The sequence below is a fragment of the Secundilactobacillus similis DSM 23365 = JCM 2765 genome, from assembly GCF_001311075.1.
GTDB classification, from domain to species: domain Bacteria; phylum Bacillota; class Bacilli; order Lactobacillales; family Lactobacillaceae; genus Secundilactobacillus; species Secundilactobacillus similis.
The window spans coordinates 63,240-87,985 of the sequence record NZ_BBAD01000003.1 but is presented as its reverse complement, the minus strand read 5'-3'; the positions used below and the strand labels follow the sequence as shown (position 1 = coordinate 87,985).

The window sequence follows — 24,746 nt, the reverse complement described above, 5'->3', positions numbered from 1 at the left end:
AGCCTGATAATTATTTTAATGATATATTAATTAACGGTTGAAAGTTAAAATACAACGTTATATAATTGGTGCAAGCTTGAACAATCTAAACAAGAGGGAGTCGATTTGTATGGCAGGAACGGTCGTTGTGTCATGGTGGGCCGCACTGATTGGGTTGGCATTAGCCATTATCTTAATTCTTAAAAAGTTAAACCCAGTGTACTCACTACTATTAGGGGCAATCATCGGGTCATTACTCGGTGGGGCGAACTTACTTCAAACGATTAACATTCTCATTGCCGGGTCACAAAGCGTGGTTGGGACGATTTTACGGGTGCTGGCAGCCGGGATGCTGGCTGGGGTCATGATGGAGTCCGGATCAGCAGAGACGTTGGCACGAACGATCGTCACGAAGCTAGGGGACCGGTTAGCGATTTTTGCATTGGCGTTAGCCACGATGGTGATTACCGCAGTTGGAGTCTTTATTCCCGTTGCTGTTTTGATCGTGGCCCCAATTGCACTAGAAGCCGGGAAGCGGATGCACATTTCAAAATTGGCACTTTTGGTAGCGCTTTCCGGTGGCGGTAAAGCCGGGAACATTATTTCACCTAACCCCAACACGATTGCGGCTGCCAAGGGGTTTAACGTAGAATTGAGTCAAGTCATGATTGCCGACTTCATTCCTGCGTTATTTGGGTTAGCTATGGCCGTTATCTTGGCAACGTTGTTAAAGAACAAGGGCTCACAGGTATTAGACGAAGACCTTGAAAACTTAACGGCAGATGCGGTAGATGTTGAGAACTTACCTAGTTTGGGGAGTTCCTTAGTAACGCCAGTCGTTGCAATCGTCTTACTGTTACTTAATCCGATTGGCTCAGTGCTCAATATTACGGCATTAACGAAGTTGAACTTAGATGCCATGTACGTGTTACCAATCGCGGCAATTATTGGCGCGTTAGCGATGAAGCAGGGTGGTAAGCTAAGAGAATACGCCAAGGCCGATGAGTCGAATGACGGACGTTGTCTTGATCTTATTAGGTGCAGGGGCAATCGGTGGCTTAATCACTAACTCAAGTTTGCCAGAACAGGTCATTGCCTTAATCAAAGCGGCTCACGTTTCAGGCACGTTATTAGCGCCAATTGCTGGGATCTTAATGGGCGCCGCTGCTGCATCAACCTCGACCGGGGTTATCTTAGCCACTGGGTCGTTTGGTAAGGCAATTCTTGGCTTCGGTGTAGCGCCATTAGCTGCCGCAGCCATGGTGCACACCGGTGGCATTGTGATCGACCACTTGCCACACGGGAACTACTTCCACGTAACGGCCAACGCCATGCACATGGACATCGCCGAACGGTCAAAGTGTATTCTTTACGAATCACTCGTTGGGTTGACCTGCTGTGCGGTTGCAACAATTATGCTAGGCTTCTTAGGCTAGTCACGCGGTATAATTAGAGTATCGATTTTGACGGTAGGACTGTTAACTGCAGTCGGTCAACGATAGATAAAGGGAGGATATTTGAATGAAGATCGTAGTCGCACCAGATTCTTTCAAGGGTGGTATGACGGCCAAGGAAGCAGCGGATGCCATTGAAACTGGGATTCAGCCTATTTTTCCAGACGCTGAGATTGTGAAAGTACCTATGGCGGATGGTGGGGAAGGCACCGTTCAGTCGTTAGTTGATGCAACGGATGGACAACTGATTCACGAAACGGTAACGGGACCCTTAGGCACACCAGTTGATGCGGTATACGGCATCCTGGGAGATGGTCAGACTGCAGTGATCGAGATGGCTGCTGCGAGTGGCATTCAGTACGTCGATGACCACACCCATAATCCATTGATTACGACGACCTATGGCACTGGTGAGCTGATGATTGCCGCTTTGAACCGTGGTGCAACGCAACTGATTCTCGGTATCGGTGGCAGTGCCACGAATGACGGTGGCGCCGGGATGGCTCAAGCGTTAGGCGTTCAGCTGCTAGATGCGACTGGAACCGAATTAGCACCAGGGGGTGGGGCGTTAGATCAGTTAACGCGCATTGACCTTAGCCAAGTCGATCCACGAATTGCAGACACCCAAATTTTAATTGCGTCTGATGTAACTAATCCATTGGTTGGGCCAGATGGGGCGTCTGCCGTATTTGGCCCGCAAAAGGGCGCAACTTCGGCCATGGTTGTTCAATTGGACGCTAACTTAACCCACTATGCCGCTGTGATTCAAGAAACGTTGGGTGTTGATCTGGCAACTTATCCAGGTGCTGGGGCAGCGGGGGGCCTTGGCGCTGGGCTACTTGCCTTTACGAAGTCTGAGATGCGCAAAGGCATTGAAATCGTCATCGAATACGCCGGGTTAAAGGAAAAGGCGCAGGGGGCTGATTTAGTCTTTACTGGTGAAGGTGGCATCGATTTTCAGACCAAATTCGGTAAAACGCCATACGGGGTCGCTCAAGCAACCAAAGCCGTTGCGCCAAATGCGCCGGTTGTCGTTGTTGCTGGGAACGTTGGTCAGGGGATCGAATCATTATATGAAGATAATGTGATTGATGCCGTGTTCTCAATTGTGCCAGGGGTGACGACTTTGGCGGATGCACTTGCTAACGGACCTCAGAATCTTAGTCGAACAGCGGAGAACGTTGCACGACTGATTGCTAAATTAAACTAGAAATATTGTGTAGAAAGTAGTTAGCACGGATGCTGGCTACTTTTTTAGTTGTTGCAGGTTGGATTAATCGCTTATTTGACGAGAACCTGTTACACTTAAGTTGATTAAATTGTGTACAATCGAATGTTGCTTGAAAAATCAAGGAGTTGGTAAAAATGAACGAAACGGATGCCGAATTAAGACAACGACTATCAAAAACGGCCTATGAAGTTACCCAACACGCAGCAACAGAAGCCCCGTATACCGGTGAATATGATCAGTTTGACGAACCCGGAATCTACGTGGATGTAGTCAGTGGTGAGCCATTGTTCAGTTCGTTAGATAAATACGATGCTGGTTGTGGCTGGCCATCCTTCACGAAGCCCATTCAGCCCGCTGCGGTTACCGAGCAACTAGATCAATCCCATGGGATGCTTCGCCAAGAAGTTCGCTCTAATCAGGCCAATTCGCACCTAGGTCACGTCTTTTCGGATGGGCCTAAAACTACTGGTGGTCAGCGATACTGTATGAATTCGGCTGCCATGCGGTTTGTGCCGGTGACTGAACTTCAGTCGGCTGGATATGGTCAGTATTTAGAATTGTTTGATGGCTCAGAAACTGAAAGATAAACGACTTTTTAGTGCTAGACGGTTGCAAAAGCGTTTCAACTAACGAATAATGGGAGTTGTAAATCATTATTGAGGAGTTGTTGGTGTTGTACAAAAAGACCCTTATTGCATCCTGGATTACCGCAGTCTGTTTGTGTTTGGTATCATTATTATCAGCAATCAGTAAGCAGAACTTGTCGTACCACGTCGCAATCAACGTTGTGAGTTACTTAGGTGTCTATGCTATCGCGACGTATCTTTCTAGAGGTAATTCAACAGAAAAAATCGTGTTAACGTTCGTGAACATTCTGGGTGCCGGGATGTTGTTGTCGTTAACGTACGTCGCATTTTTAAAGTATGCGGGTATCATGCGCGTCATCATGATGTTAATTGGCATCGTTGGTTCAGTAAGCGGCTTATTAGCAATCTGGTTTAATAACAAGTTTGAAAAACCATCGGAAACTGAGTCTGAAAAATAACCGAGAGCAAGTTAGTCGATTAACGGTAAATAAATAAAGCGTATTTAAAACACTGATGTTGAAATCGGTGTTTTTTATTTTGGATTTGAAGAAATCGTGATGAGGTGTATATTTTTAATCTGAATCAATACTTTGAATAATATATATTATGTAAAGTAGAAAAAAGAATCAGTTTATTTGCTTAAATTGAACTTCCCTTTCTTAGTTTTGTTGATTGTTGTTTGCAACTTAATTTATGGTTAACGATTTATATGGCCACGTCTAGATGTTTAATTTAGTTAATTGATTACCAATTAACTACGAGCTACGAGTCTGATCAGTTTAAGCGAGTTCAGGTTAAAGTTTTAAATTAGCAACTCTTCTTCAACCAAGATCCAACAAATTCTTAATCAGCATAAATTGCTAGTTATCGCTGACTGATTACCGTTTTTACTGTTTGGTCAAATTGTTATTAAAAATTGCTTAATTGCAATTGAATTCTCCGTCATCAATTGATCAGTTACCCGTCAATTAATCTGAAATGGGCTTAGAATGCGTTTTAGAGGTAGCTAATCCTATAAACGTTGATATACCAGTGTTTTGTTGGCCTTAATGATCGTATTTGTTTCGCTTGGGTAGTTTTCAATGCTGATTTGATGTATATAACTGGATTCGGATAGTTGCTAACGCGATAACTGTTTAGTGAGTCTATCAAGTTAGTACTGGAGACGTTCTATTGAAATGCGAAATAATTTGAGATGACTGTTAGTTATCAGCGCCGCTTATTCACGCTTATTCAATCGAAAGTTAACGATGATTTTAACGCTTAACGGTTGCTAGTTTGAAGTTGAGTTGCAACTTGAATCATTGTTGATTGTCGATGGATGAAAGAATTATTAATGCAACCACATTCACGTTGTTTGTTAATTATCAAGCTATATGATTAGTACGCCTTATTCCACGGTATCATGCACTTAGATGCGATTGGATATTCATAAGCGTAGTTTAAATCAATTTATGATGACAATTACGGTTTACTAATTTAGTTAAAACCATGTTTCACATCTATCGTTGGTTTAATAGCTCCTAAGTTAATCGTTGGTAATCTGATGATAAATCGTATGAATTAAACTCCCCTCATGGCTAAAATCTGCTTCGGGGGAGTTATTTTGACGCGAGGGGGTCTAATGAGCATCATTTAAATAGTAAACTTAATAAAACCTCTATTTTATTGATTAATGAACACGCCCATTTATTTTAATACTGTACAGTTACTTTAATGATAACTATTGCGCGATTGTCTGATTTATAACGAAAGTAATCGGCTGAACCGACTTTACGGATTTGGAACGTATGTTCTTTCTTTGGGATCCGCCTTTTGCTAAACTTAACTTAATCAGTTAATGCGTGCTCCCTATTAAGTTTATTTCGAAAGGATGATTCCCGTGCCCCGGAAACAACCAGTGCCGCCAAAACCCTTTCCCGTCCACCCTAATCGCCGAAGCTTGGTCAAACAACACCTCAATCGAATCCTAGGTGACCTCCCTATTTCCCCTTTATTATCATTGTGCAAACAACACCAAATTGAAGTTCCTGCACACGCAACCAAGCACCTGTTAACAGAGCACCTCACCACCTACTTTCAACGGCATGCGGTTTCGGAACTGGTAGATGTGGTCACCCAGTATCTAGATGCGTCTGTGGCTGATTTAAAAACGCTTTTCGAACGCTTAACAGCTACTCAGCGTGCAAGCTTAGTCGCTGGTGGCTACCTCACCATTAGTCGGACTGCCGAAGTGACGGCGTATGGCAAAGTTTTAATGGTGCCTTACTATGATTACTTTGACTATCTGAATTTATTGGCTCATCAGACCCAAATTCCAGACGCAATCGCTTATGGTCGGTATTTTCGCTTAAAATCAGCTACTCATCAGGAAAAACAGCGATTGGCGACAGAACGTGAACGCCAGCGCCGACAGCTTCATCGAGAACAACAGGCCGAATTTCGAGCAGCGTATAAGCTCGCACAAGCTCAGCTGGGTGAACCGGGAACGTTAGCGTATCTATTATTGAATCTGGCGTTTTGGACGCACCACATTAACCACTTAGCTAAGTTAGACCAGAAAGTCGACTACTATCACTATAAAGATCAGGCATTACGACTATTTTTTAGATATCGGGACACTGAGTTTGTCTCTGTAGGTGTCTATACGCCTGAACAGCCTGATAAACGCCACTTAACTCTTTGTTCACATCATTTTGATGAATATTGCGCGTACTATCGTGATTGGGGTGACTCAGTCATGACGTATTATGCGACCAATCAGGCAGTCGTTAATCAGTGTCCAGGCTGTGAGCTACAGGTTGTGTCAGACTATTACACCCTTTATTTTTTTGAGATTAACAATGAAAAGCTTCGATATGGCTTTCACGTGCCTTATCGAAAAGCATTAACGGCATTTGGTGATCGAACGAATTATCCGTGTGTTGATCACTCAGACGAAAACCAAGAAGGCCCATATCGTTTTGGGCGAGCAATCACCAAAGACGAATTGGCGGTGCTTGGCAGTCCAACTGAAATTGTTAACAATTTCGAACAGGCTTACAACGATTTATTGCAATTTGAACCTCCTAACCACTAAAAAGCCCTTACATCACAATATTTAGCCACGCCCCCTTTCTTTTTGTAATCAAATCAGTATACTAACTATGGTATATGAAATTGTGAGACGCATTTGATTTAGAAAGCTGGGGATATTGGACGATGCGGGATTTGACTCAAGGGAAACCGTTGACGTTAATTTTAATGTTTACGATGCCGCTCTTTATTGGAAATTTGTTTCAACAACTATATAACTTTTCGGATGTGCTGATCGTGGGTCAGACACTCGGGGTGAAACCACTTGCGGCAGTGGGTTCGACGAGTAGTTTAAACTTTTTGATTATTGGCTGTGCCAATGGGCTGACAGCCGGGTTTTCAATTGTGACAGCTCAACGCTGGGGTGCCAAGGATTATAAGGGTATTCGGCAAAGCTTTGCAACGAGTATTATTTTTAGTCTGTTGGTCACCATTGTTCTTACAGCGCTGAGTTTGATTTTTCTGGATCCAATCATGCACCTGATGAGTACACCAGCTAGTATTTATGCTGATGCAAAGCGGTTTATTTCGGTTATTTTTACCGGTATTTTTGCGTCTGTTGCCTTTAACATGCTCTCAAATGAGATTCGAGCACTGGGTGATTCACGGACGCCGCTGTACTTTTTAATTATTGGGACCGTGGTCAACGTCATTTTAGAGCTATTGTTCATTATTAAATTTCACTGGGGTGTTGCCGGTGCCGGCTGGGCTACCGTGCTCTCACAGGTGTTTGCGAGCGCGCTGTGTGTGATTTACATTGCCAAGCGGGTGCCAGTGCTCCACTTTGGCCTTGAAGATTTAAAACGGGTTAAAGCGGAGTTTACGAACCATGCGCGGTATGGCTTACCCATGGCGTTCCAAACATCAATTATTGCGATTGGCTCCATTGTGCTCCAATCAGCCCTCAACAGTTTGGGTGAACACGCCGTTGCGGCAACGACAGCCGCTTCGAAAATTGATCAATTGGCGATTTTACCGATGATGTCCTTTGGTATCACCATGGCGACTTATACGGCGCAAAACATTGGCGCGGCGAAGTTTGAACGCATCATTAAGGGCGTTCGCCAAGCGTTAACGGCTTCAATTAGTTTTAGCGTTTTGGTTGGGGTCTTGATTATCGTGTTTGGCCAACAACTCGTTATGTTATTTATCGGTCACCAGGATATGCGGGCCTTGGCTTTGAGTCAGACCTACTTTAACGTGGTGGGTAGCTCCTATTGGATTTTGGCAATTCTATTTATTGTGCGGTATACCCTTCAAGGATTGGGTCAAAGTTTGGTCCCGACTCTAGCGGGCGTGGCCGAACTGGTCATGCGGTCGTTTGCGGCAATTGTTTTAGCCCGTTACTTCCAGTACTTTGGGGCGTGTCTCGCTAGCCCATTAGCTTGGTTGGGGTCAACGCTTGTTTTGATTAGCTCCTACGTAGCAGCAATCAAGTTACTGCATAAGATGCAACGGATGCAGGAACAAGTACTAGAATCAGCGGACCCGGACCAGCAAAGTAGTTTTATCAAAACAATTGAAGAAACTTACCGGGTAACGGTCAATCGGCGGAGTTTTGAACGTGATTTGAACAACTAATCTTAACCTAAAATGCGACTAGCAAATCCGGAATCATCGGAATTTGCTAGTCGCATTTTTTACACGTTACTTATTCACTTAATTTTTGCCAATCAATTGCTCGACCGTGGGCGTACATCTTGCGGTCACGCTCACTGACTTTGCGAAGGACCTTGCAGGGATTACCTACCGCAACCACGTTATCGGGCAAGTCTTTCGTGACAACACTTCCCGCACCAACGACCACGTTATCGCCAAGGGTGATGCCCGGCAAAATAATCACGCCAGCGCCTAACCAGCAGTTTTTACCGATATGCACGGGTAAATTATATTGATACTCCTTTTCACGCAGTTTAGGGAGAATCGGGTGTCCAGCCGTCGCAATCGTTACGTTGGGACCAATCATAGTATGATCACCAATGTAAATGTGGGTGTCGTCGACGGCGGTAAAGTTAAAATTGGCATAGATGTGGTTACCGAAGTGAACATGGTGCCCACCCCAGTTGGCATGGAATGGTGGTTCAATATAACAGCCCTCGCCTATGTCACCAAATAATTCTTTTAGCAAAGCTTGACGTCGGTCCAATTCGGTTGGGCGAGTTTGGTTAAAATCGTAAAGTAAATCCAGATAGTGATTCTGTTGTTTTAAAATTTCGGGATCTGAAGGTAAATATAGATCCCCGTTATGTTGTGCATCCGTCATAGTTGTGGGCCTCCAATGAGTAATTAAGCTCATTATACCAAACTATGTAAGCGGTTTATAAAATTCAATGCAATTAGATTGCTCATGAACGCTAACAAACCGCCAGCAACGATAATTAGGATCGTTGCTGGCGGTTTGTTAGATAAACAGATTAAGCTTTCAATTGATTTAACGTTTCAAAGTCAGCGTCGGACAGGGTAATCTCCTGTGCAGCGATGTTTTGAACAACGTGATCAGCAGAAGCCGTACCAGGAATTGGTAAAATCACATCTGAGCGTTTGAGTAACCAAGCTAACGCAATTTGAGCAGGACTAGCATTGTATTTAGCCGCAATGGTGGATAAGGTATCCCCTTCGGTTAACTGCCCTGTTGCCAGTGGGAACCACGGAATAAAGGCGATGTGGTTGGCATCCGCATAGTTAAGAACATCTTCATCCGCCCGGTCAATTAAGTTATAGCGGTTTTGAACGGAAACGATTGGCGTAATCTTTTGCGCTGCCTTGAGTTCGTCAACACTGACCTGACTTAGGCCAATATGCTTGATTTTGCCCTCTTGTTGCATCTTATCCAGTTCACCGACTTGATCTTCAATTGAGAAGTTGGGATCGATTCGGTGCAGTTGTAGTAGGTCGAGGTGGTCTAAGCCAAGGGTCCATAAGTTGAGTTCAACTTGTTGGCGCAGGTAAGCTGGATTACCAAGTTCAGTCCAAATGTTTGGTCCTTGACGGGTAAAACCGACTTTCGTTGCCACCATCACGTGACTATCAGGCCGGGCTTGAAGCGCTTGTTTAAGATACTCGTTGGCAAATAGTGGCCCATAAGCATCCGCTGTATCGATAAAGTTGACGCCGTGGTCGATAGCGGTCGTGATGACGTCTACCGCATTTTGCGCATCGGTTGATGGTCCCCAGACGCCTTTGCCTGGGAGTTGCATGGTCCCGTAGCCCAAACGGTTAACGGTGAGGTCGTTGTCGAATTTGAAAGTTGTTGCCATAGTGTGTCGCCTGCTTTCTAGTTAATGGGATTAGTTTAAAACTTAGAGTAGGGTCTAAGTCAAATAGTTTGTTTCAAAGCGTGCTCAAAAAAGCCCACTTAACTTAACTAGAGTCAGTTTTTAGAATTTGGGGTTATCGTTGCGTCCGCGTTTCAGCCGGTTGCCACAACCCCCAATCCACCAATAATTCCTTCAATCGCACCAACCCTGCCGTCAGTTTTGGCATCGGCTCAGAAGCCAACGAGATTCGCAAATAAGTCTGCGCTGGTCGCGGTCCAACTAAGAACCGGTCGGAGTGAAAGATGCTGATGCCGGCATCCCGAAAACGCTGTTCAAGCGCATCCCCAGATAAGCCACAGTCGTTAATCGGTAGCCAGCGGAATAATCCAAGAGTTGCGGGCGCTGGTTCGTGAAAGACTTGATCAAATTGCTGATTGGCGAGTTTGACGAGCCGTTGCTTTTGGCCGATCATCTGGTAGGCTACTCCGGAGAGTAAGGCCTGAGTGATCACCTCAACGTCTAGTGCGCTAGTTTTAACGTTAATGTTGAACAGTGCGCGTTGAAGCGCTTGTTGATACTGTGCGGCAACCACTAAGTATGCGACCCGTAATCCGGATGATAGCGGTTTGGACATACTGCAGACGTATAGGGCTTGTTCAGGTACTAACTGACTGAGTTTAGGTAGTGGCTGTGACTGATTGATGGTTATGAAGCTTTGATAGTCGTCTTCAATCAAGATGAGTCCATGTTGGCGAATAATCTCAGCTAACTGTCGTCGACGTGCCTCAGTGTACGTCAAACCTCGTGGATTACTGAAGTCTGGAATCAGGTAGATGCCCTTGATGGTCTGGGTCGCACAAATTTCTGCCAGCGTCTCCGCTGATAGCCCCTCCGAATCGCTAGGAATGGGCACTAGTTGCAGATGGTGCATTTTAGCAACTTCAATTAAATTCGTGTACGTAAATGAATCAACCGCCAACCGGTCGCCGGGTTCAAATAACCCAAAGATAATCAACGCCAACGCATTTTGGCCACCAGAGGTCACCACTAACTGGTCGAGTGACGCAGAAACGCCAACCCGCTTTAAATAAGTCAGGGCGACGCGTTTATGGGTCAATGTTCCAGTTGGTTCCGCATACGTCAGTAAACGGGCTAAATGCGCCTCGTGAAGCACCTGTTGGGTGACCTTCTCCATCAATTGGTTAGTTGACTCAAAGGATGCCAAAAAACCCAGTTCAGTTAACTCCGGTTGGCGGTTCAGTGAGATGGTGACCTTGGTACTAGCATTTTGCGCGATAAAGGTCCCCTTACCCGTAATGCCGTACGTGAGGCCCTGCTCTTGACTGAGTTTATAGACTCGGGTAATGGTGGTGAAGTTTAAATCCAGGTAGTCGGCCAATTCTCTTTGGGAAGGTAGCTTGGTTCCTGGCAATAAAGTGCCGTTATTGATCGCATCGACTAACTGTTTCAGCAATGCGCGATAAATAGGTCGACTCAGCTGACTACGATCCGGCTGCCAGGTTAAAGGATAGTCTTCAAATGAGTTAATCGGCATCTAAGTCACTACTTTTCGTTTCGGTATGAGTTGTGGTGATCAGCGTGATTACTTGGTTTAACGAGACCTGAAAACTGGTTTCGGCTGGTACGGATGACCGTTGAAATAGCCCCCACAGTTCGTTTTGAACGTAACCAAAGATAAACGCCCGAAACAAGCGTGAATCGTTTAGGATTTCCGTCTCGTCTTGCGAAAACGGTGCTACCAGTCGTTTGAGGAGGCCGATTAAGTCTTTCAGGTGCTCATAAGCATCCGACTGGTGCTGATAATCAACGCCACCAAACGCTAACCGGGTCATTTCCGGCTGGGCCAGTAACAACTGGTAAAGTTGCTCCCCAAAGATGCGCAGGGCATCTTTGCCGGCCACCCCTGCAAGTTCCGTCTTGATCTTAGCGGTGATACCGTCTAAGAAATCAACGATCAGCTCTGCGCGAAGAGCTTCCTTACTTTTAAAATACGCATACATGGCTTGCGGTTTAACCCCAAGCGCGTCCGCGACCCGGCTGAAACTTAATTGCTCCGCACCGGATCGATTGATCATGTCAGTTGCGACCGCTTTGATTTTGGTCGCCGATAAATTTCGTTTTTGGACCATTCTGCTCACTCACTTGCTTTTTGTAGGTAATAAGTCTAGTATTACCATTTGTAAATTAAATTTACAATAGTTAATTTAAGAAAAGGCTTACATTTATTTTTTGTGATACCAGCCATTATTTAAACTGATTGAGTTGCCCCGTACGCTGCTTTCCTAGGGCGTATTTGTGTGCGGTTTGATCTGATAAAAGTAAGTGAGTTAAGTTATAAGGAGAGAGACAGAACCATGGATGAAGCACATCGAGAAAAAAGCCCCTGGAAGCGGAATTTAACGATTCTCTGGGGGTGTACGTTTATTGCCGGAATCGCGTTTAGTGAGATCATGCCCTTTATGTCGCTGTACGTCAGCGAATTAGGTCACTTTACGAAAGCACAAGTTTCCTTTTATAGTGGTCTGGTTTACGCGGCGACGTTTTTAGTGACCGCAATTGTATCACCACTCTGGGGGCTTTGGCCGATCGAAAAGGCCGCAAGATCATGTTGATCCGGGCGTCATTTGGGATGGCCGTTGCCATGTTTTTAATGGGCTTAGTGTCAAATGTTTGGCAATTGTTGGCACTACGGGCATTACAAGGCCTCTTTTCGGGTTACATTTCCAATGCTCAAGCGCTAATTGCGTCACAGACGCCGCGAAACCATAGTGGCCAAGCACTAGGACCCTAGTTACCGGCTCCACTTCCGGGATGCTGATGGGCCCGATTATCGGTGGGACGTTGGCGGAACTCTTTTCGATTCGCGACACCTTTTTTATTACGGCAACGTTGTTGGTGATTGCCGGCATCTTGTCTGCGACCCTCGTAACGGAATACTTTGTGCCAGTTAAGCGTGACAAAGCGGCGACTAGTCAGGGTCACATGTTAGGTGGGCTGTTGAGTCAGTTTAAGAATCCTCGGTTGATTATCGTCCTGCTGTTTTCGACGATGTTTGTTCAACTTGGGAACACCTCGATTGCCCCAATTATTAGTTTGTACGTCAAGCAGTTGATGCACAATGCCGGTCCCGTGGCGTTCGTTGCCGGAATCATTGCAGCGCTACCCGGCATTTCAAACATCATGGCGGCCCCACGACTGGGCGCTTACGGGGACTCCAACGGCTCTAGTAAGGTGCTGATGGTCGGGTACTTATTTGCGATGATCATGTACATTCCCCAGGGATTTGTCACCAGTATCTGGGTCTTGGGCTTCCTACGCTTTATGATTGGGATTTCGGATGGCGCCCTCTTCCCAACGATTCAGACCTTGTTAACGAAAAATTCGCCAGTTACAGCAACTTCAGCGATCTTTAGTTGGAATCAATCCTTCCAAGCACTGGGCAACATGTTTGGTTCCCTACTTGGTGGGTCGTTAGCTGGTTTATTCGGCTACAACGTCGTGTTCATCTCAACCGCTGCGCTACTGATGGTCAACTTCTTGATGTTGTGGATCACGCAACCAGCGCTGCGGATTAAACTGCACCGGGCTTAATCAAATGACGTTAGACATCAACGATACTTAAATAAGGCCAACTTCACTCATCATGGTGAGGTTGGTCTTTTTTGAACAATTAAGCTTAATTGGGTCGCGTTGCATCAGAAGTGAACGTCGTTGCGTCCCCTTGGCTTTAACTCGTTTTTTAGTAACTCACTTAACTTCTAGAGCAGGATGCCGGTGGTACTAAAGACGGGTTCTCATGCCTAAATAGTCACCCTAATCACCACCTAATTATAATCCATACAATTTTAACGTTGATTGTATGCTTAAGTCCCGGTAAACTGAATTTTAGATTAAAAATTGAGGTGATTGGATGAAACCAGTAATTGCGCCGGCTTTCAAAGCGGCCTTTCCCCAAACTGTGCCGATTATGACCGGTTTTTTATTTTTGGGGCTTACATATGGGATTTACATGCACGAAGGTGGGTTTAGCTTTTGGTATCCCTGTCTGATGGCGTTGACGATTTATGCTGGTTCAGTGGAGTTTGTGATTGCGAGCTTGCTACTGCAGCCGTTTGATCCGTGGAGCGCGCTGTTGTTAACGTTGGTGATCAACGCGCGACACCTGTTTTACGGGATTTCAATGCTGGACGCTATCGGGGATTAGGTTGGAAAAAGTTTTACATTATTTTTGGCATGTGTGACGAATCGTTTGCTATCAACTATGCTACCAAGCCGGCCAAGGATATTGACCATGGCTGGTACATGTTTTTCGTGACCTTGTTGAATCAGTGTTACTGGGTTGCAGGCGCCACGCTTGGCGGCGTGTTAGGCGGTTTGATCACCGTGAAGCTTCCCGGATTAGATTTTGTGATGACCGCCCTGTTTATCGTGCTCTTCTTGAATCAATTTTTGGCTGAAAAGAATCACACTAGTGCCTACATGGGTTTAGGACTATCCATCATTGCGCTGATTATTGTGGGTAAAACCTACTTTATTCCGGTAACCATGGTATTGCTGATCATCGGGTTTACCATTGATTACCGACGGAAAGGAGCGACTGCGCGTGACGTTGACTGAACAAGTGCTCACCATTGCGGCGGCGGTCGTGGGGACCATGATCACCCGCTTTTTACCGTTTTTGGTCTTTCCGAGTAATAAGCCGACCCCCGTTTACATTCAACAATTGGGGCGCTTTTTACCACCAGCGATTTTGGCAATATTGGTGATTTACTGCTACAAGGCAGTGCCGGATTTACCCTGGGCCCAAATCTGGCCACAATTATTGGCTGGCGCCGCGACGGTTGCTGTGCACCTTTGGAAACGTAATCTGTTCTTGTCGATTGCGACGGGGACGTTGTTGTATATGGGACTATTACAGATGCTATAAGTTAAAAATAGGTCGAACCACGCATAAGTGAATGGTGATTCGACTTATTTTTAGGTTTTAAATGTAAGAATATTTAATCCGACTCGTTTAAGTTTGTATTACCCCCGTATAAAGCGAGACTGATTTGAATTAATATACTTATTGCGAATTAATTTGCATAAACGTTAGTTACTCTAATTGGCTGAATTAATGATGTTAAAACGTTATTATTGACCGTATAACGACACGATGGGATAATATTGATTGAGGTGATTGACATGGAAATGACGTTAAAACAAGTGTTGAATCAACAGGGGGTTGTCGATCAAAGTGCAACTCAGTTAGCTCAAAAAACGAAGTTACCTAGAACGACAATCGTGGGTGCCCTTGATCGCCCGATTGGTAATTCTAGCTTTAAAGTCATTGCTAAAATTTTAAAATTAAATCAGATTTCTTTGGATGTCGTAAATGACGCTTATTTGGCCGATTATGATAAAGGCCCGTCACAAGTTGAAAGTGACTTTTTAAACCAAACTGATTTAAGCACCCTAACGATTATGGGGATTCAGTTTAGCACGAAAAAAAATTTTTGGAACACTCGTGACAGTATTATTAACAGCATCTACGAAGGCTATCAACCTACTAAAAAAGATGTTGAAGACGCTACCAGCATTTAGAACAAGGCATGTCAGCAGATGAAGTTGTCGCTAATATTATTGCCGAATTTAAGGAATCCTGATGAGTTGGATAACGGATACACTTCAGGGTAACGGTACGTTAATTAATAAGCTAAACATTACGAATGCACATCGCTTATTTATAGCTGAATCCAGAATTTCCCAGGTTAGATATCAAGAGATAATTGACCACCCCATCACCATTAAAGATATTGAGTCGCTCAAGGTGATCCACTATAAATTGTTTGGGGATATCTATTCTTGGGCGGGTGAGTTTAGAACTGGTAATTTCCATAAATATAGTACCGAATTTTTCCCGGTATCTCGGTTTAAGTATGCAATTGAAGACTTGAACACCCAAATTAGCCACTTTAACCGTCAATCATATCATTCAACAGAAACGCAATTATATGATTTAGCGCAGCTATTACTGGATATTAAGATGTTTCATCCGTTCCGCGAGGGAAATGGTCGGACACAGCGACTTTTTATTACGCTGATTGCTGAACAAAATGGGATTACACTGCATTTGAAAAAAAGTAGTCCCGCCTATGATAGCTATATGCAGGCTGCGGTTGCGGATAATTTAAAGATGATGGTGGAAGCGTTAACTAAGGCAATTACGAATGATATTTGATAGTAAGGAATACCTAACCACCATTTTTTAGATGACGTTATTCCCTTTAAATAAAGGCAACTGCTGCAAATAATCAATATCTTCTCGCTCAGCCGCCTCACCTTCTGCCAAAATCGCCAATTGTCGAATTACCGTTGCCCCGGCGGATACTACTAATTGTTTAGCCGTCTCGACAGACCCACCAGAGCTGATGACATCGTCAACGATGATGACCCGTTTTCCCTTGATCAATTGCGCATCCGCTCCGTCTAATACCAATTTTTGCGGCGTACTCGTTGTGATTGCCTCAACTGGTCGTTCAATTGGTTGTTGCATGTAATCTTTAACCGACTTACGTAGTACGATATAGCGGTTATGATGCGTTAACCAACTCAGTTCTTGAGCTAGCGGAATCCCCTTACTTTCCATAGTAACGAAGTAGTCAAATGATACGTTGGCCAGTTTCTTAGCTAATTGGGTTGCTGCATAGTGCGTTAGCTCCGCGTCACCAAGTAGGACGAATGACGCAATGGTTAAATTGGGTGTCAGTTGGATCAGGGGTAAGTTTCGGGTGATGGGACCGAGGTTGAGTTGATAGGTTTGGGTCATGTTGAACTCCTTTATAGAATGAGCTTTGATTGATCAAAAGTTCGTTATTTACTTCTGAGTATACTTCTTTTTTAGCAATTCGTTAATAATCACACTAAATTAAGAACAATTATGTAAAAATGCTATTTATAGTATAGGAATATACACCTAAAATAAGTCATTTATAAAAAGCGTGCCCCTCACAAAACTCAAATTGAGCGCTGTGAGAGGCACACTTTTTATGATTAAGGTGATGCTTTCTAATTCGGTCCCTACAAAATCGGCGACAACAATCTCGAAAACGCCTGTTTAAACCGTAACCACCGTGACATCTCACGAAAGTCCTGCGGCGCCACTAAGGTACTCTTTTCGATATCGGCTTCAAAAATCGTGCGTAACTGTGACGCAACTTTGAAGTCGTAAACGAACGCGTTGGCTTCGAAATTTAGCTTGAAACTACGGAAATCCATGTTGGCTGAGCCGACACTGGAAATCGCATCATCGATCACCATTGTTTTGGCGTGCAAAAAGCCGTTTTGGTAGAAGTAGATCTTCGCCCCATCTTCCGCTAATAAGCGCGCATAGTACTGCGTTGCTCGGTAGACGAAGGCGTGGTCTGGCATGTGTGGTACCATGATGCGCACATCGACACCGGAGTGAATGGCACTGCGCAGTGCGTTAAGCACACTATCATCTGGAATCAGGTACGGTGTTTGAATATACAATCGTTGCCGGGCGCTATTGATCATCCGCAAGTAACCGAGTTTAACCTGTTCCAAATCGTCATCAGGCCCACTGGCAACCACCTGCATCATGGTTTTCCCTAACCCGTTGTTGCCCTTAGGAAAGTGGGTTTGGTTAATGTCCATCTTGAGCTTTGGATCGGTAGTGGTCGCGTCCCAATCACGGATGAACTGTTGTTGTAGCGCCAAAACGCCGTCACCTTCGACTTTTAAATGCGTATCGCGCCAGTAGCCGAATTTTTTATCCCGGCCAACGTACTGATCACCAATGTTGAAGCCACCAATGTAGCCGGTCCAGCCATCGATTGCCACGATTTTACGGTGATTTCGGAAGTTGAGTCGAAAATCTAGCCAGTTAGAGTGAATGCCCAAGAAGGGTTCAGCCAGTCCGCCAGCTTCTCGTAACGGTTCGAAAAAGTCGCGCTTGGTGCCCATGGAGCCCCATGAATCGTACAGTACCCGTACTTCAACACCCTCGCGCGCCTTTTCAATCAGCGGCGCCAGCATTTCACGACCGAGTTCATCAGCATAAAACGTATAAAATTCAACGTAAACGTTGTGTTGCGCCTGCCGGATCTCTTGCCGGATGTCGGCGAATAGTTTTTGCCCATCCGTAAAGAGCTCAGATTGGTTATTGGTGGTCACAAATGCATGGTCAATGTTTTGAAACAGGTTGATCATGTTTTTGACCGATGCTTCACGGTGGGTATCATCGGCCGTTGCCGGTGGCAATAGTTCCTGTTGCCGGGCTAGGGTCTCAGTTAGCTCAGCATTTGGCTGAACCTGAATCTTTCGTAATTGCCGGTGTGTGAGCTTTCGACCGAAAAAGGCGTAGAGTAAAAACCCAATGATCGGCAGTAAGTTTAAAACCAGCAACCACGCCCAAGTTGCTGCGATGTCGCGTTTTTCCCGAAAAACGGTGATCACCGCCGCAATCACGTTTAAAACGAAAATGACGGTGATGATCGTGTTAACAAGTGTCCAAGTCATAGTGAATCGTCCCCCAAATTAAGCATGCTTTTACGGTAGCGCAAAATTGGGGTGGTGTATAGAGGGAAATGTGGATTTTGACAATGAAATGGACTAGTTTATTTCGTATTATGGTAACTAATTAGTTGTGATTACAGCGTTACTTGTATATACTCTAGATATACCAAAAAATTTGGAGGCGGTACGATGACAATCAAAAGTCGAAAAGTTGGTAATTCAATCGTGTTAACCGTTCCTGACGGTTTTAAACTACCCGTTGGCATTGATTTCGAGCCAAGTATTGATGATCATGGCAATTTGATCTATAAACGAGTGGCTTCAGAGACACTTGAACCGACGGATGTTGAAAATATTCACGAGTTTATGGATCGATTCCAGCCACTGATGGAGAAGCTAAAAGATCAATGACAATCAGATATTTAACCCAGGCTGAGCTTATCGAAATTAACAAGTATGCCGTTCAACAAGTCGGTGGTATCACTTTTGGTGTCCAATCGAAAGCGGCACTACAAGTGATCGTAAACCAACCACAGCAAGTCGTTTTTGGTCATGAACTTTATCCGACTATCTGGTTAAAAGCGGCGTTTATCTTACAAAAGATTACGAAAAAACACGTTTTTATTGATGGTAATAAAAGAACTGCAATTCAGTCTGCACTGTATTTTTTGATGATTAATGGTCACCAAGTGAAGGATGACCGGGTCGTTAATAGCGCCGATCAATTTATGCTGTCAGTCACCAATCACCTGACAGTGAAGATACAATGTTAATGGTTGCCAAATGGTTAGCGATGGTTTGCGAGTAATACTTGCACCCCATGGTCATTTCTGATACAGTATCCCTAACGTATCTGATAGCCACGGCCACTAGCGCCGGGGTCATGTTACTAGCGGGGACACCACTAGGCGAGAACGCCTGGTTGAGTGTCCCCTTTTTTGTGTTTTCTAGGCGTTAAGTGATTGCCGGGAAAGGATTTATGAATGATGCAAAAGCTTGAAATTAAAAAATGGTGCCTTTTTCGGTAGCCATAGTCTTGATCGCGATGAATCTGCGGATGGCGATCATTAGTGTACCGCCCCTCACGACTAAATTACTGGGCGCTGGGATCAGTTCGACCACGATTGGCTTGTTGACCACGATTCCGTTACTTTGCTTTGGTGGGTTTTCGGCGTTGATTGGCGTGCTGGTTCCCCGAATTGGGGCCAGTCGGTTAGTCGCCATTAGTTTAGCGGTGTTAGCCGTTGCTAATTGGGTGCGGGTACTTAATCAACCGCTACTATTGATTGGGACGGCGTTCGTTGGTTTATCGATCACTGCGTTAAATGTGTTGCTACCGGTAATTATTTTGGAAAATCGACCGCAGGAAACCGGACGGCTCAATGGCTTTTACACGTCGACTTTTAACGTTTGTGCTGCCATTGCCAGCATGCTGGTCGTTCCCGCTGCAACCTTGTGGGACTGGCAAGTCACGATGCAGTGGTTATCAGTTCCAGCGGTGCTCGGGTTAGTGAGTTGGTGGTTAACACCTAAGCAATCAGGCACTAGTCATTCAGTTCACCAGTCGAAGGCGACCTTTGATTGGCAACTCTTAAAACAACCAGCCGTCTGGTTACTAGCGCTCTTCTTTGGTGGTCAATCGTTGGTGTTCTACACGGTTTCGGCTTGGTTACCCAGCATTTTGACGGCGCATCAGTTAACGCCAACCACTGCTGGTATTAGCCAAGGCCTGTTTCAGTTGATTGGCGTGCCGGCAGCGTACTTGTTGCCTCAACTTCGGCAGGATCGGCGAAGCTTGATGCGCGTGATGGCCATGCTCTTAATGGGTTATGTATTGGGAATTGGCGGCCTTCTCGTTGGTGGCCAGTCAGTGATTATCTTAGAGCTGGCAACGGTTATTCTGGGCATCACAACGACCGCAATTTTCTCGCTAGCGTTAAGTCTGGTGACGTTGGTGGCCCAAACGGCCGTGAACGCTGGCATCATCGGCGGGGTTGTGCAATCGATTGGGTATCTATTGGCAAGCATTGGACCAAGTTTGCTGGGGCAGTTAAAGACGCAAACGCAAAGCTGGAACATTGTGCTACTTGTTTTGATGTTGATTTCAGCAATCGTCATTTTCATCGGCTTCACCCTTACCCACCGGTTACCAGCGCAAAATGCAGCCAATTGAATTAAATGCGCCACTTTTCTGAAAATTCGGTACAATAGTGACTGATTGAATTGTTGTGAATGGAAGTGGGTTTATGTTACTTGTAGGGACCATCGTTGCATTTGGCATCTTAATTGGTTGTGTCTTACATCAAATTCCGTTGGGCTACGCGTTACTGGGCTGTTGGTTAATTTTTAGTTTGATTGCGCGCCGTGAATTAACTTGGCGGCAGATTCTGCAATTTTCATGGCGAGGTGCCAAGACGTCTTGGGGCGTCATCAAGACCCTGTTGTTGATTGGGGCGACAATTGGCATTTGGATGGCCTCTGGTACGATTGCGACCATCGTGTATGATGCGTGTTTATTGATCAACCCGCACTACTTTATTCCAATCGTGTTCCTAGTCTGTGCGGCGGTTTCGTTTGTGATTGGGACCTCGTTTGGAACCGTCAGCGTGGTGGGCTTGCCGTTGATGCTGATTGCGAAGAGTGGGGCCATTAATTTGGATATGGTTGCCGGCGCGATTATTGCGGGTATCTACTTTGGTGATCGCTGTTCGCCACTGTCGTCCAGTGCAAGTTTGGTTGCCACGTTATCGATGACCAACCTATTTCGCAACATTAAAAACATGTTTAAAACGTCGTGGGTCGCGCTGTTGGTAAGTGTTGGTGGTTACTTTATCCTTGGTAACCTGCATCCGCTCAATCACCTGAATCGGTCACTGCTGACTACGTTACGTGCTAGCTTCCACATCTCGTGGCTAATGCTGGTACCGGCAGCGATTATCTTGATTTTATCCGTTTTCCGCCGGCCAATCAGCGAATCTATTCTGGTCAGCATCGTGAGTGCCCTTTTAATTGGGGTCTTTAGTCAGCACACGGCATTGATCACCCTGCTTACGTCACTGCTTCTGGGATTCAATCCGGGACCGCACCAACTGATTCAGGGTGGTGGCATGATCTCAATGGTCAATCCGCTTAGCGTGGTGTTTCTCTCGTGTGCGATTGCGGGTATTTTCGACCACCTCGATAGTTTCAAACAACTTCAGACCCGACTGGCGCATCCGGAAGGCTCACCTGCGAAACGCTTTGGCATCACCGTGTTTGCGAGTTTGGTAACTGCGGGAATTGGCTGCAACCAGTCAGTGGCAATCATCATGACGAACACGCTGGTAAAACGCAATTATCCTGATCAACGTGATGAATTAGCGATGGGATTGGAAAATACTGCCGTGTTACTCGCTCCTGTAATTCCGTGGAATATTGCGGTATTTGTCCCCATTGCCATTCTGGGGACGAGTTTTACGGGGTACCTCCCCTACGCATTTTATCTGTACTTAGTCCCAATCTTTTACGGGTGCTGGCAATTATTACGTTCCAAGCAACGCACGATTGTACAAAAACGCAATATTAGATAAAAATGATTGTCATTTAATTTTTATCTGTGCATATCGACAAAAATGACCAACGCAGATGCCACCTCCCCCGTTAGGATTCGTGTTACACTATATATGTAATGATCATTACATTAAACCTACAGCGGTTTTCAGCTAACCCTTCCAACGGGGGTTGGCTGTTTTTTTTGCGTTGGTTATCGCGGTCAGAAAATCTAACCGTTTTGCGTCTAAGTACCCGTTTATTCTGATTTTAAGTAAAAATGCTTTTTTCATTTCCAATGACCTAATAAAACGCATTCTGCTAATTGAGCCTGACCAACTAGTCTGATAAAATAAACTTTTGACGCTAAAAAATTAAGGAGTGACCCCGATGCCCCGAACAATTAAACGCCAGTGTTACCAGACGATTCAACCGCTTAAACTTTATTTTGAACATGCAGGTCAGCCTAAAAACGAGTATCTGGCACCTAATCAGCCATTAGAACTCATACTGTCAGCTACGACTGATGATTTATCGACAATGGTGGCCGTTAAAATTCCTGGATTAACACCGGTTTTTCACGTTGAACGTGCTGATTTAAAGTTTATTGCTAAACCGATTAGCGGTAAGGTATTTGATCAAATTAGGGTCAACGTTGAATCGTTACAACGAGTAACGGGGGATTTTGAGCGATTTGAAACCCTCCCCTTCTAAAAATTCGGACAAACGAGGTAAGTTTGCGTTTTAGTATTTGGAAATGTAAATTTCTTTACAAAAAATTACGATTTCCTTCTCAAATTCATTACATTTTCATGTCATAATGATGACTAAACAAAAACAAATGAGATTCTAATCGCTCAAAGAAAGGATTCCTGCCCATGCTAAAACAACTTCAAACCATTAAATTGCCCCTAACCAACCTGATTACGTGGCGTCAACTCCCTAGACTGTATGGCATGAAGGCCACTGAAACGTGGTCTCAGACAAGTGATGCCCTTCAGCAAACGGCCCAAATTGACGAGATTGCTGAATACTTTAGTCAGGATCAAGCCCAAGAAGCTGTGATGACGGATACCCATCTGCGAAACTTGTGGGAACAGCAAACGGCTCAGTTTGAGTTGTACGGGATTCCAGAAATTGGGCGGTATGTGTTGGTTGTCAGTCGAACCATCTAAATTGAATTATTAAGCTTTATAAACCAAAAAGTTGTGGTTAGGCATCTTCAAGATGTTGACGACAACTTTTTTAATTTAGTGTAGATTAATAATGACGGTTAAATTAGCTGATTACGTACGTGTTTTAGTACATAATATAGAGTGAATAACGTACAAGGAGTGAACAAAATGGATGACTATCAAAATTTAATAGCGTTAAAATCACAGTTTGTCCAGCAAGCTACCACTAAAATTCAGGAGATGGTCCTGCGTACTAATCCCATAACCTTAATGGATCCAAATGAGGAGATAGAGGCTTGGCTCGATGAAGACTAATGAGTTCATTACATATTTTGTGGCATATGTCGATTATCGGATATTTAACGGATGATGATGTTTTCCAATGGTTGTCGTCATCCATTAGTCTATCGAATTAAGCGAGAATTACAGGTGGCGGTAGCGAAACGATTAACTAATTATTATTGATTGAGTATTTTGCCCGACATAAAAATAAAATCTATGGTATGCTAATACCCTAACATGATCGTCTCATCGAAACAGCCAGTCTCGCTTGTCGGGAGGGCTGTTTTTTGTGACGTCGCAAAACAGCAGTCAACCGCCCCATCGTTCACTAACGATTAGGTGATTGACTGCTGTTTAAGGACCTACCGCCAAAGAATATCCAAAGCGGTTTTTAGTGGTTGAATAATGTCGGGCTGATTATGACCAATAACTGAGTTGCCGATTAGCGTTGCGAATCGCTGGTAATACCAGTGTTGGTCTTCGCGACTGCTATTGAATCGGATCCATAGCGTATCGCCGACCTGCTGATAATCGGTGACCATTTCTTGAATGTTGGCGGTTTTATCCGCTAAGGCAACGTAGAGAATTTGTGGCTCTTGCTCAGCTTCGTGGGCTAACCTTGCGATTTGATCCAACTTTCGGCTGCGCCAGGTGCCAACTTCATCAACGTGGCCGAACTTGTTTTCCGTTTCAGCGGCAACTAGGTCTCTGATGACTGATCCAAAGCGACGTTCGAGGTCGGTCAACGTCGTTTCGGTATCTTCAACCGTATCATGCAACCAGCCCACGGCAATCAGCGTTTCGTCGTTATCTGTCCATAATTTGAGCCACTCAGTCACGGCAACCAAGTGCGTCACAAACGGCATCTTAGGCTTTCCCTTGCGGTGTTGATTAGCGTGAACACAGGTTGCAAATTGTTGAGCCGTTAAGGTTAATGGTAAGGCAGCAATTTGGGCGTGCGTCAATTCAGTCGCGTGCCTTGTTTGTGAGTGTGGGTTCAAAGCAACCTTCCTTTCAGTGGCAGTCAGTCATCATTAAAGATAACTGTTATAAACGTCATTGCGAAAATCTTCGACATCAAAACCACCTTCAATATCCAACCGAGTTTCGTATTTCACGGTATTTCGACAAATATCATAGAAGTTATCAAACAGGGTTTCGTTGTCCTTGAAGTCCCACCAATGCCAGTCGACTTTGATGGCTTTATTAGATGGAATGTCTAATCTTACGAGCACGACAATTTTGAAGAAGTTATCCGGGTCGTCTTTATCGCTAAAAGTCAGATTCAGACCGATACGGACCAGATTAGGTTCTTGAATGTCATCGTCAAAAAAGACGTTTGAATCTAATTCTGGGTTCAGGGTGTGTGGATCGTAATTATCTCCAGTTGAAAAGTCTTCTAACAAGTAACCTAATACGGTGTAGTCTACGGGTTGCATGGCAAGTACCTCCATCAAGTTTGATGGTTTAAGATTAGCACTTGGTAGCGACACCAGCTGTCGCTTGCGGTGTTAATTGATTTTTTAGGTGTTCACCAAATCTACCCTAATCACTAACATGCGTGCAAGACAGGATTAGGAAACTTCTTTTGACAAACTAAGCTAAATTCTGTTTGAGTAGTCTTGCCTGAAATTGGACCA

General features: G+C 44.7%; 25 protein-coding genes and 2 pseudogenes. 19 read left to right on the top strand and 8 right to left on the bottom strand.

What is annotated here, in order from left to right; translation table 11 throughout:
- Window positions 1-109 precede the first annotated feature (109 nt).
- The 6 genes and pseudogenes from JCM2765_RS01555 to JCM2765_RS01530 all read left to right on the top strand — a co-directional run bounded on the left by JCM2765_RS01555 (window position 110) and on the right by JCM2765_RS01530 (window position 7,907).
- Window positions 110-1,415: pseudogene (locus JCM2765_RS01555) on the top strand (GntP family permease).
- An 85-nt stretch (window positions 1,416-1,500) separates the two neighbouring features.
- The gene (locus JCM2765_RS01550) at window positions 1,501-2,643 is read left to right on the top strand and encodes a glycerate kinase (RefSeq protein WP_054732954.1); all 1,143 of its coding nucleotides are present in this window, start codon (window positions 1,501-1,503) and stop codon (window positions 2,641-2,643) included.
- Window positions 2,644-2,798: 155 nt separating this feature from the next.
- Window positions 2,799-3,251, top strand: coding sequence for a peptide-methionine (R)-S-oxide reductase MsrB (gene msrB, locus JCM2765_RS01545; RefSeq protein WP_054732952.1), 453 nt, complete (start codon window positions 2,799-2,801; stop codon window positions 3,249-3,251).
- 86 nt (window positions 3,252-3,337) lie between these two features.
- Entirely contained in the window at window positions 3,338-3,709 is a 372-nt protein-coding gene (locus JCM2765_RS01540) for a hypothetical protein (RefSeq protein ID WP_054732949.1), read from the top strand.
- A gap of 1,424 nt (window positions 3,710-5,133) precedes the next feature.
- Entirely contained in the window at window positions 5,134-6,330 is a 1,197-nt protein-coding gene (locus tag JCM2765_RS01535; RefSeq protein WP_054732946.1) for a hypothetical protein, read from the top strand.
- Between the two features lie 122 nt (window positions 6,331-6,452).
- Window positions 6,453-7,907, top strand: coding sequence for an MATE family efflux transporter (locus JCM2765_RS01530; RefSeq protein ID WP_082404943.1), 1,455 nt, complete (start codon window positions 6,453-6,455; stop codon window positions 7,905-7,907).
- Between the two features lie 70 nt (window positions 7,908-7,977).
- Here the strand turns inward: JCM2765_RS01530 and JCM2765_RS01525 are convergent, their stop codons facing one another.
- The 4 genes from JCM2765_RS01525 to JCM2765_RS01510 all read right to left on the bottom strand — a co-directional run bounded on the left by JCM2765_RS01525 (window position 7,978) and on the right by JCM2765_RS01510 (window position 11,733).
- Window positions 7,978-8,589 carry a sugar O-acetyltransferase gene (locus JCM2765_RS01525; protein ID WP_082404942.1) on the bottom strand — a complete coding sequence of 204 codons (612 nt, stop codon included), beginning with the start codon at window positions 8,587-8,589 and terminating at the stop codon, window positions 7,978-7,980.
- A gap of 151 nt (window positions 8,590-8,740) precedes the next feature.
- The gene (locus tag JCM2765_RS01520; protein ID WP_054732942.1) at window positions 8,741-9,583 is read right to left on the bottom strand and encodes an aldo/keto reductase; all 843 of its coding nucleotides are present in this window, start codon (window positions 9,581-9,583) and stop codon (window positions 8,741-8,743) included.
- Between the two features lie 133 nt (window positions 9,584-9,716).
- Window positions 9,717-11,138 carry an aminotransferase-like domain-containing protein gene (locus tag JCM2765_RS01515; RefSeq protein WP_054732939.1) on the bottom strand — a complete coding sequence of 474 codons (1,422 nt, stop codon included), beginning with the start codon at window positions 11,136-11,138 and terminating at the stop codon, window positions 9,717-9,719.
- Window positions 11,128-11,733, bottom strand: coding sequence for a TetR/AcrR family transcriptional regulator (locus JCM2765_RS01510; RefSeq protein ID WP_054732936.1), 606 nt, complete (start codon window positions 11,731-11,733; stop codon window positions 11,128-11,130). The genes JCM2765_RS01515 and JCM2765_RS01510 overlap by 11 nt, the downstream gene beginning before the upstream one ends.
- Window positions 11,734-11,958: 225 nt before the next feature.
- Between JCM2765_RS01510 and JCM2765_RS01505 the strand changes: the two are divergent.
- The 6 genes and pseudogenes from JCM2765_RS01505 to JCM2765_RS01485 all read left to right on the top strand — a co-directional run bounded on the left by JCM2765_RS01505 (window position 11,959) and on the right by JCM2765_RS01485 (window position 15,824).
- A pseudogene (locus tag JCM2765_RS01505) lies at window positions 11,959-13,195 on the top strand (MFS transporter).
- Window positions 13,196-13,514: 319 nt separating this feature from the next.
- The gene (locus JCM2765_RS18600; RefSeq protein WP_263849278.1) at window positions 13,515-13,808 is read left to right on the top strand and encodes an AzlC family ABC transporter permease; all 294 of its coding nucleotides are present in this window, start codon (window positions 13,515-13,517) and stop codon (window positions 13,806-13,808) included.
- Between the two features lie 29 nt (window positions 13,809-13,837).
- A complete protein-coding gene (locus tag JCM2765_RS18595) occupies window positions 13,838-14,221 on the top strand; it encodes an ABC transporter permease family protein (protein ID WP_263849277.1) in 384 nt (127 codons plus the stop codon).
- Window positions 14,208-14,531, top strand: a complete 324-nt coding sequence (locus tag JCM2765_RS01495) for a branched-chain amino acid transporter permease (protein ID WP_156301634.1) — start codon at window positions 14,208-14,210, stop codon at window positions 14,529-14,531. The genes JCM2765_RS18595 and JCM2765_RS01495 overlap by 14 nt, the downstream gene beginning before the upstream one ends.
- A 257-nt stretch (window positions 14,532-14,788) precedes the next feature.
- The gene (locus tag JCM2765_RS01490; protein WP_054732932.1) at window positions 14,789-15,187 is read left to right on the top strand and encodes a hypothetical protein; all 399 of its coding nucleotides are present in this window, start codon (window positions 14,789-14,791) and stop codon (window positions 15,185-15,187) included.
- A 61-nt stretch (window positions 15,188-15,248) separates the two neighbouring features.
- Window positions 15,249-15,824, top strand: a complete 576-nt coding sequence (locus JCM2765_RS01485; RefSeq protein WP_054732928.1) for a Fic/DOC family protein — start codon at window positions 15,249-15,251, stop codon at window positions 15,822-15,824.
- Between the two features lie 27 nt (window positions 15,825-15,851).
- Here JCM2765_RS01485 and JCM2765_RS01480 read toward each other — a convergent pair whose 3' ends face one another.
- Together JCM2765_RS01480 and cls are read right to left on the bottom strand one after the other, a co-directional pair.
- Complete coding sequence (locus JCM2765_RS01480; RefSeq protein ID WP_054732925.1) at window positions 15,852-16,412, bottom strand: phosphoribosyltransferase family protein; 561 nt, start codon at window positions 16,410-16,412, stop codon at window positions 15,852-15,854.
- 251 nt (window positions 16,413-16,663) lie between these two features.
- Entirely contained in the window at window positions 16,664-18,124 is a 1,461-nt protein-coding gene (gene cls / locus JCM2765_RS01475; RefSeq protein ID WP_054732922.1) for a cardiolipin synthase, read from the bottom strand.
- A 186-nt stretch (window positions 18,125-18,310) separates the two neighbouring features.
- On the opposite strand from cls, the gene JCM2765_RS01470 reads away from it, so the two are divergent.
- The 7 genes from JCM2765_RS01470 (at window position 18,311) to JCM2765_RS16960 (ending at window position 23,139) form a co-directional block, all read left to right on the top strand.
- Window positions 18,311-18,532, top strand: a complete 222-nt coding sequence (locus JCM2765_RS01470) for a hypothetical protein (protein ID WP_054732919.1) — start codon at window positions 18,311-18,313, stop codon at window positions 18,530-18,532.
- Window positions 18,529-18,894, top strand: coding sequence for a type II toxin-antitoxin system death-on-curing family toxin (locus JCM2765_RS01465; protein WP_369404023.1), 366 nt, complete (start codon window positions 18,529-18,531; stop codon window positions 18,892-18,894). The genes JCM2765_RS01470 and JCM2765_RS01465 overlap by 4 nt, the downstream gene beginning before the upstream one ends.
- A gap of 236 nt (window positions 18,895-19,130) precedes the next feature.
- A complete protein-coding gene (locus JCM2765_RS01460) occupies window positions 19,131-20,294 on the top strand; it encodes an MFS transporter (protein ID WP_082404941.1) in 1,164 nt (387 codons plus the stop codon).
- A 73-nt stretch (window positions 20,295-20,367) separates the two neighbouring features.
- The gene (locus tag JCM2765_RS01455) at window positions 20,368-21,690 is read left to right on the top strand and encodes a Na+/H+ antiporter NhaC family protein (RefSeq protein ID WP_054732913.1); all 1,323 of its coding nucleotides are present in this window, start codon (window positions 20,368-20,370) and stop codon (window positions 21,688-21,690) included.
- 349 nt (window positions 21,691-22,039) lie between these two features.
- Entirely contained in the window at window positions 22,040-22,363 is a 324-nt protein-coding gene (locus JCM2765_RS01450; RefSeq protein ID WP_054732911.1) for a hypothetical protein, read from the top strand.
- A 164-nt stretch (window positions 22,364-22,527) separates the two neighbouring features.
- Complete coding sequence (locus tag JCM2765_RS01445) at window positions 22,528-22,824, top strand: hypothetical protein (protein WP_054732910.1); 297 nt, start codon at window positions 22,528-22,530, stop codon at window positions 22,822-22,824.
- 168 nt (window positions 22,825-22,992) lie between these two features.
- Window positions 22,993-23,139, top strand: a complete 147-nt coding sequence (locus tag JCM2765_RS16960) for a hypothetical protein (RefSeq protein ID WP_156301633.1) — start codon at window positions 22,993-22,995, stop codon at window positions 23,137-23,139.
- A gap of 329 nt (window positions 23,140-23,468) precedes the next feature.
- Here the strand turns inward: JCM2765_RS16960 and JCM2765_RS01440 are convergent, their stop codons facing one another.
- Window positions 23,469-24,107 carry an HD domain-containing protein gene (locus JCM2765_RS01440; protein WP_054732909.1) on the bottom strand — a complete coding sequence of 213 codons (639 nt, stop codon included), beginning with the start codon at window positions 24,105-24,107 and terminating at the stop codon, window positions 23,469-23,471.
- Between the two features lie 33 nt (window positions 24,108-24,140).
- On the bottom strand, window positions 24,141-24,545 hold the full coding sequence (locus JCM2765_RS01435; protein ID WP_054732908.1) for a hypothetical protein: 405 nt from the start codon (window positions 24,543-24,545) through the stop codon (window positions 24,141-24,143).
- Window positions 24,546-24,746 lie beyond the last annotated feature (201 nt).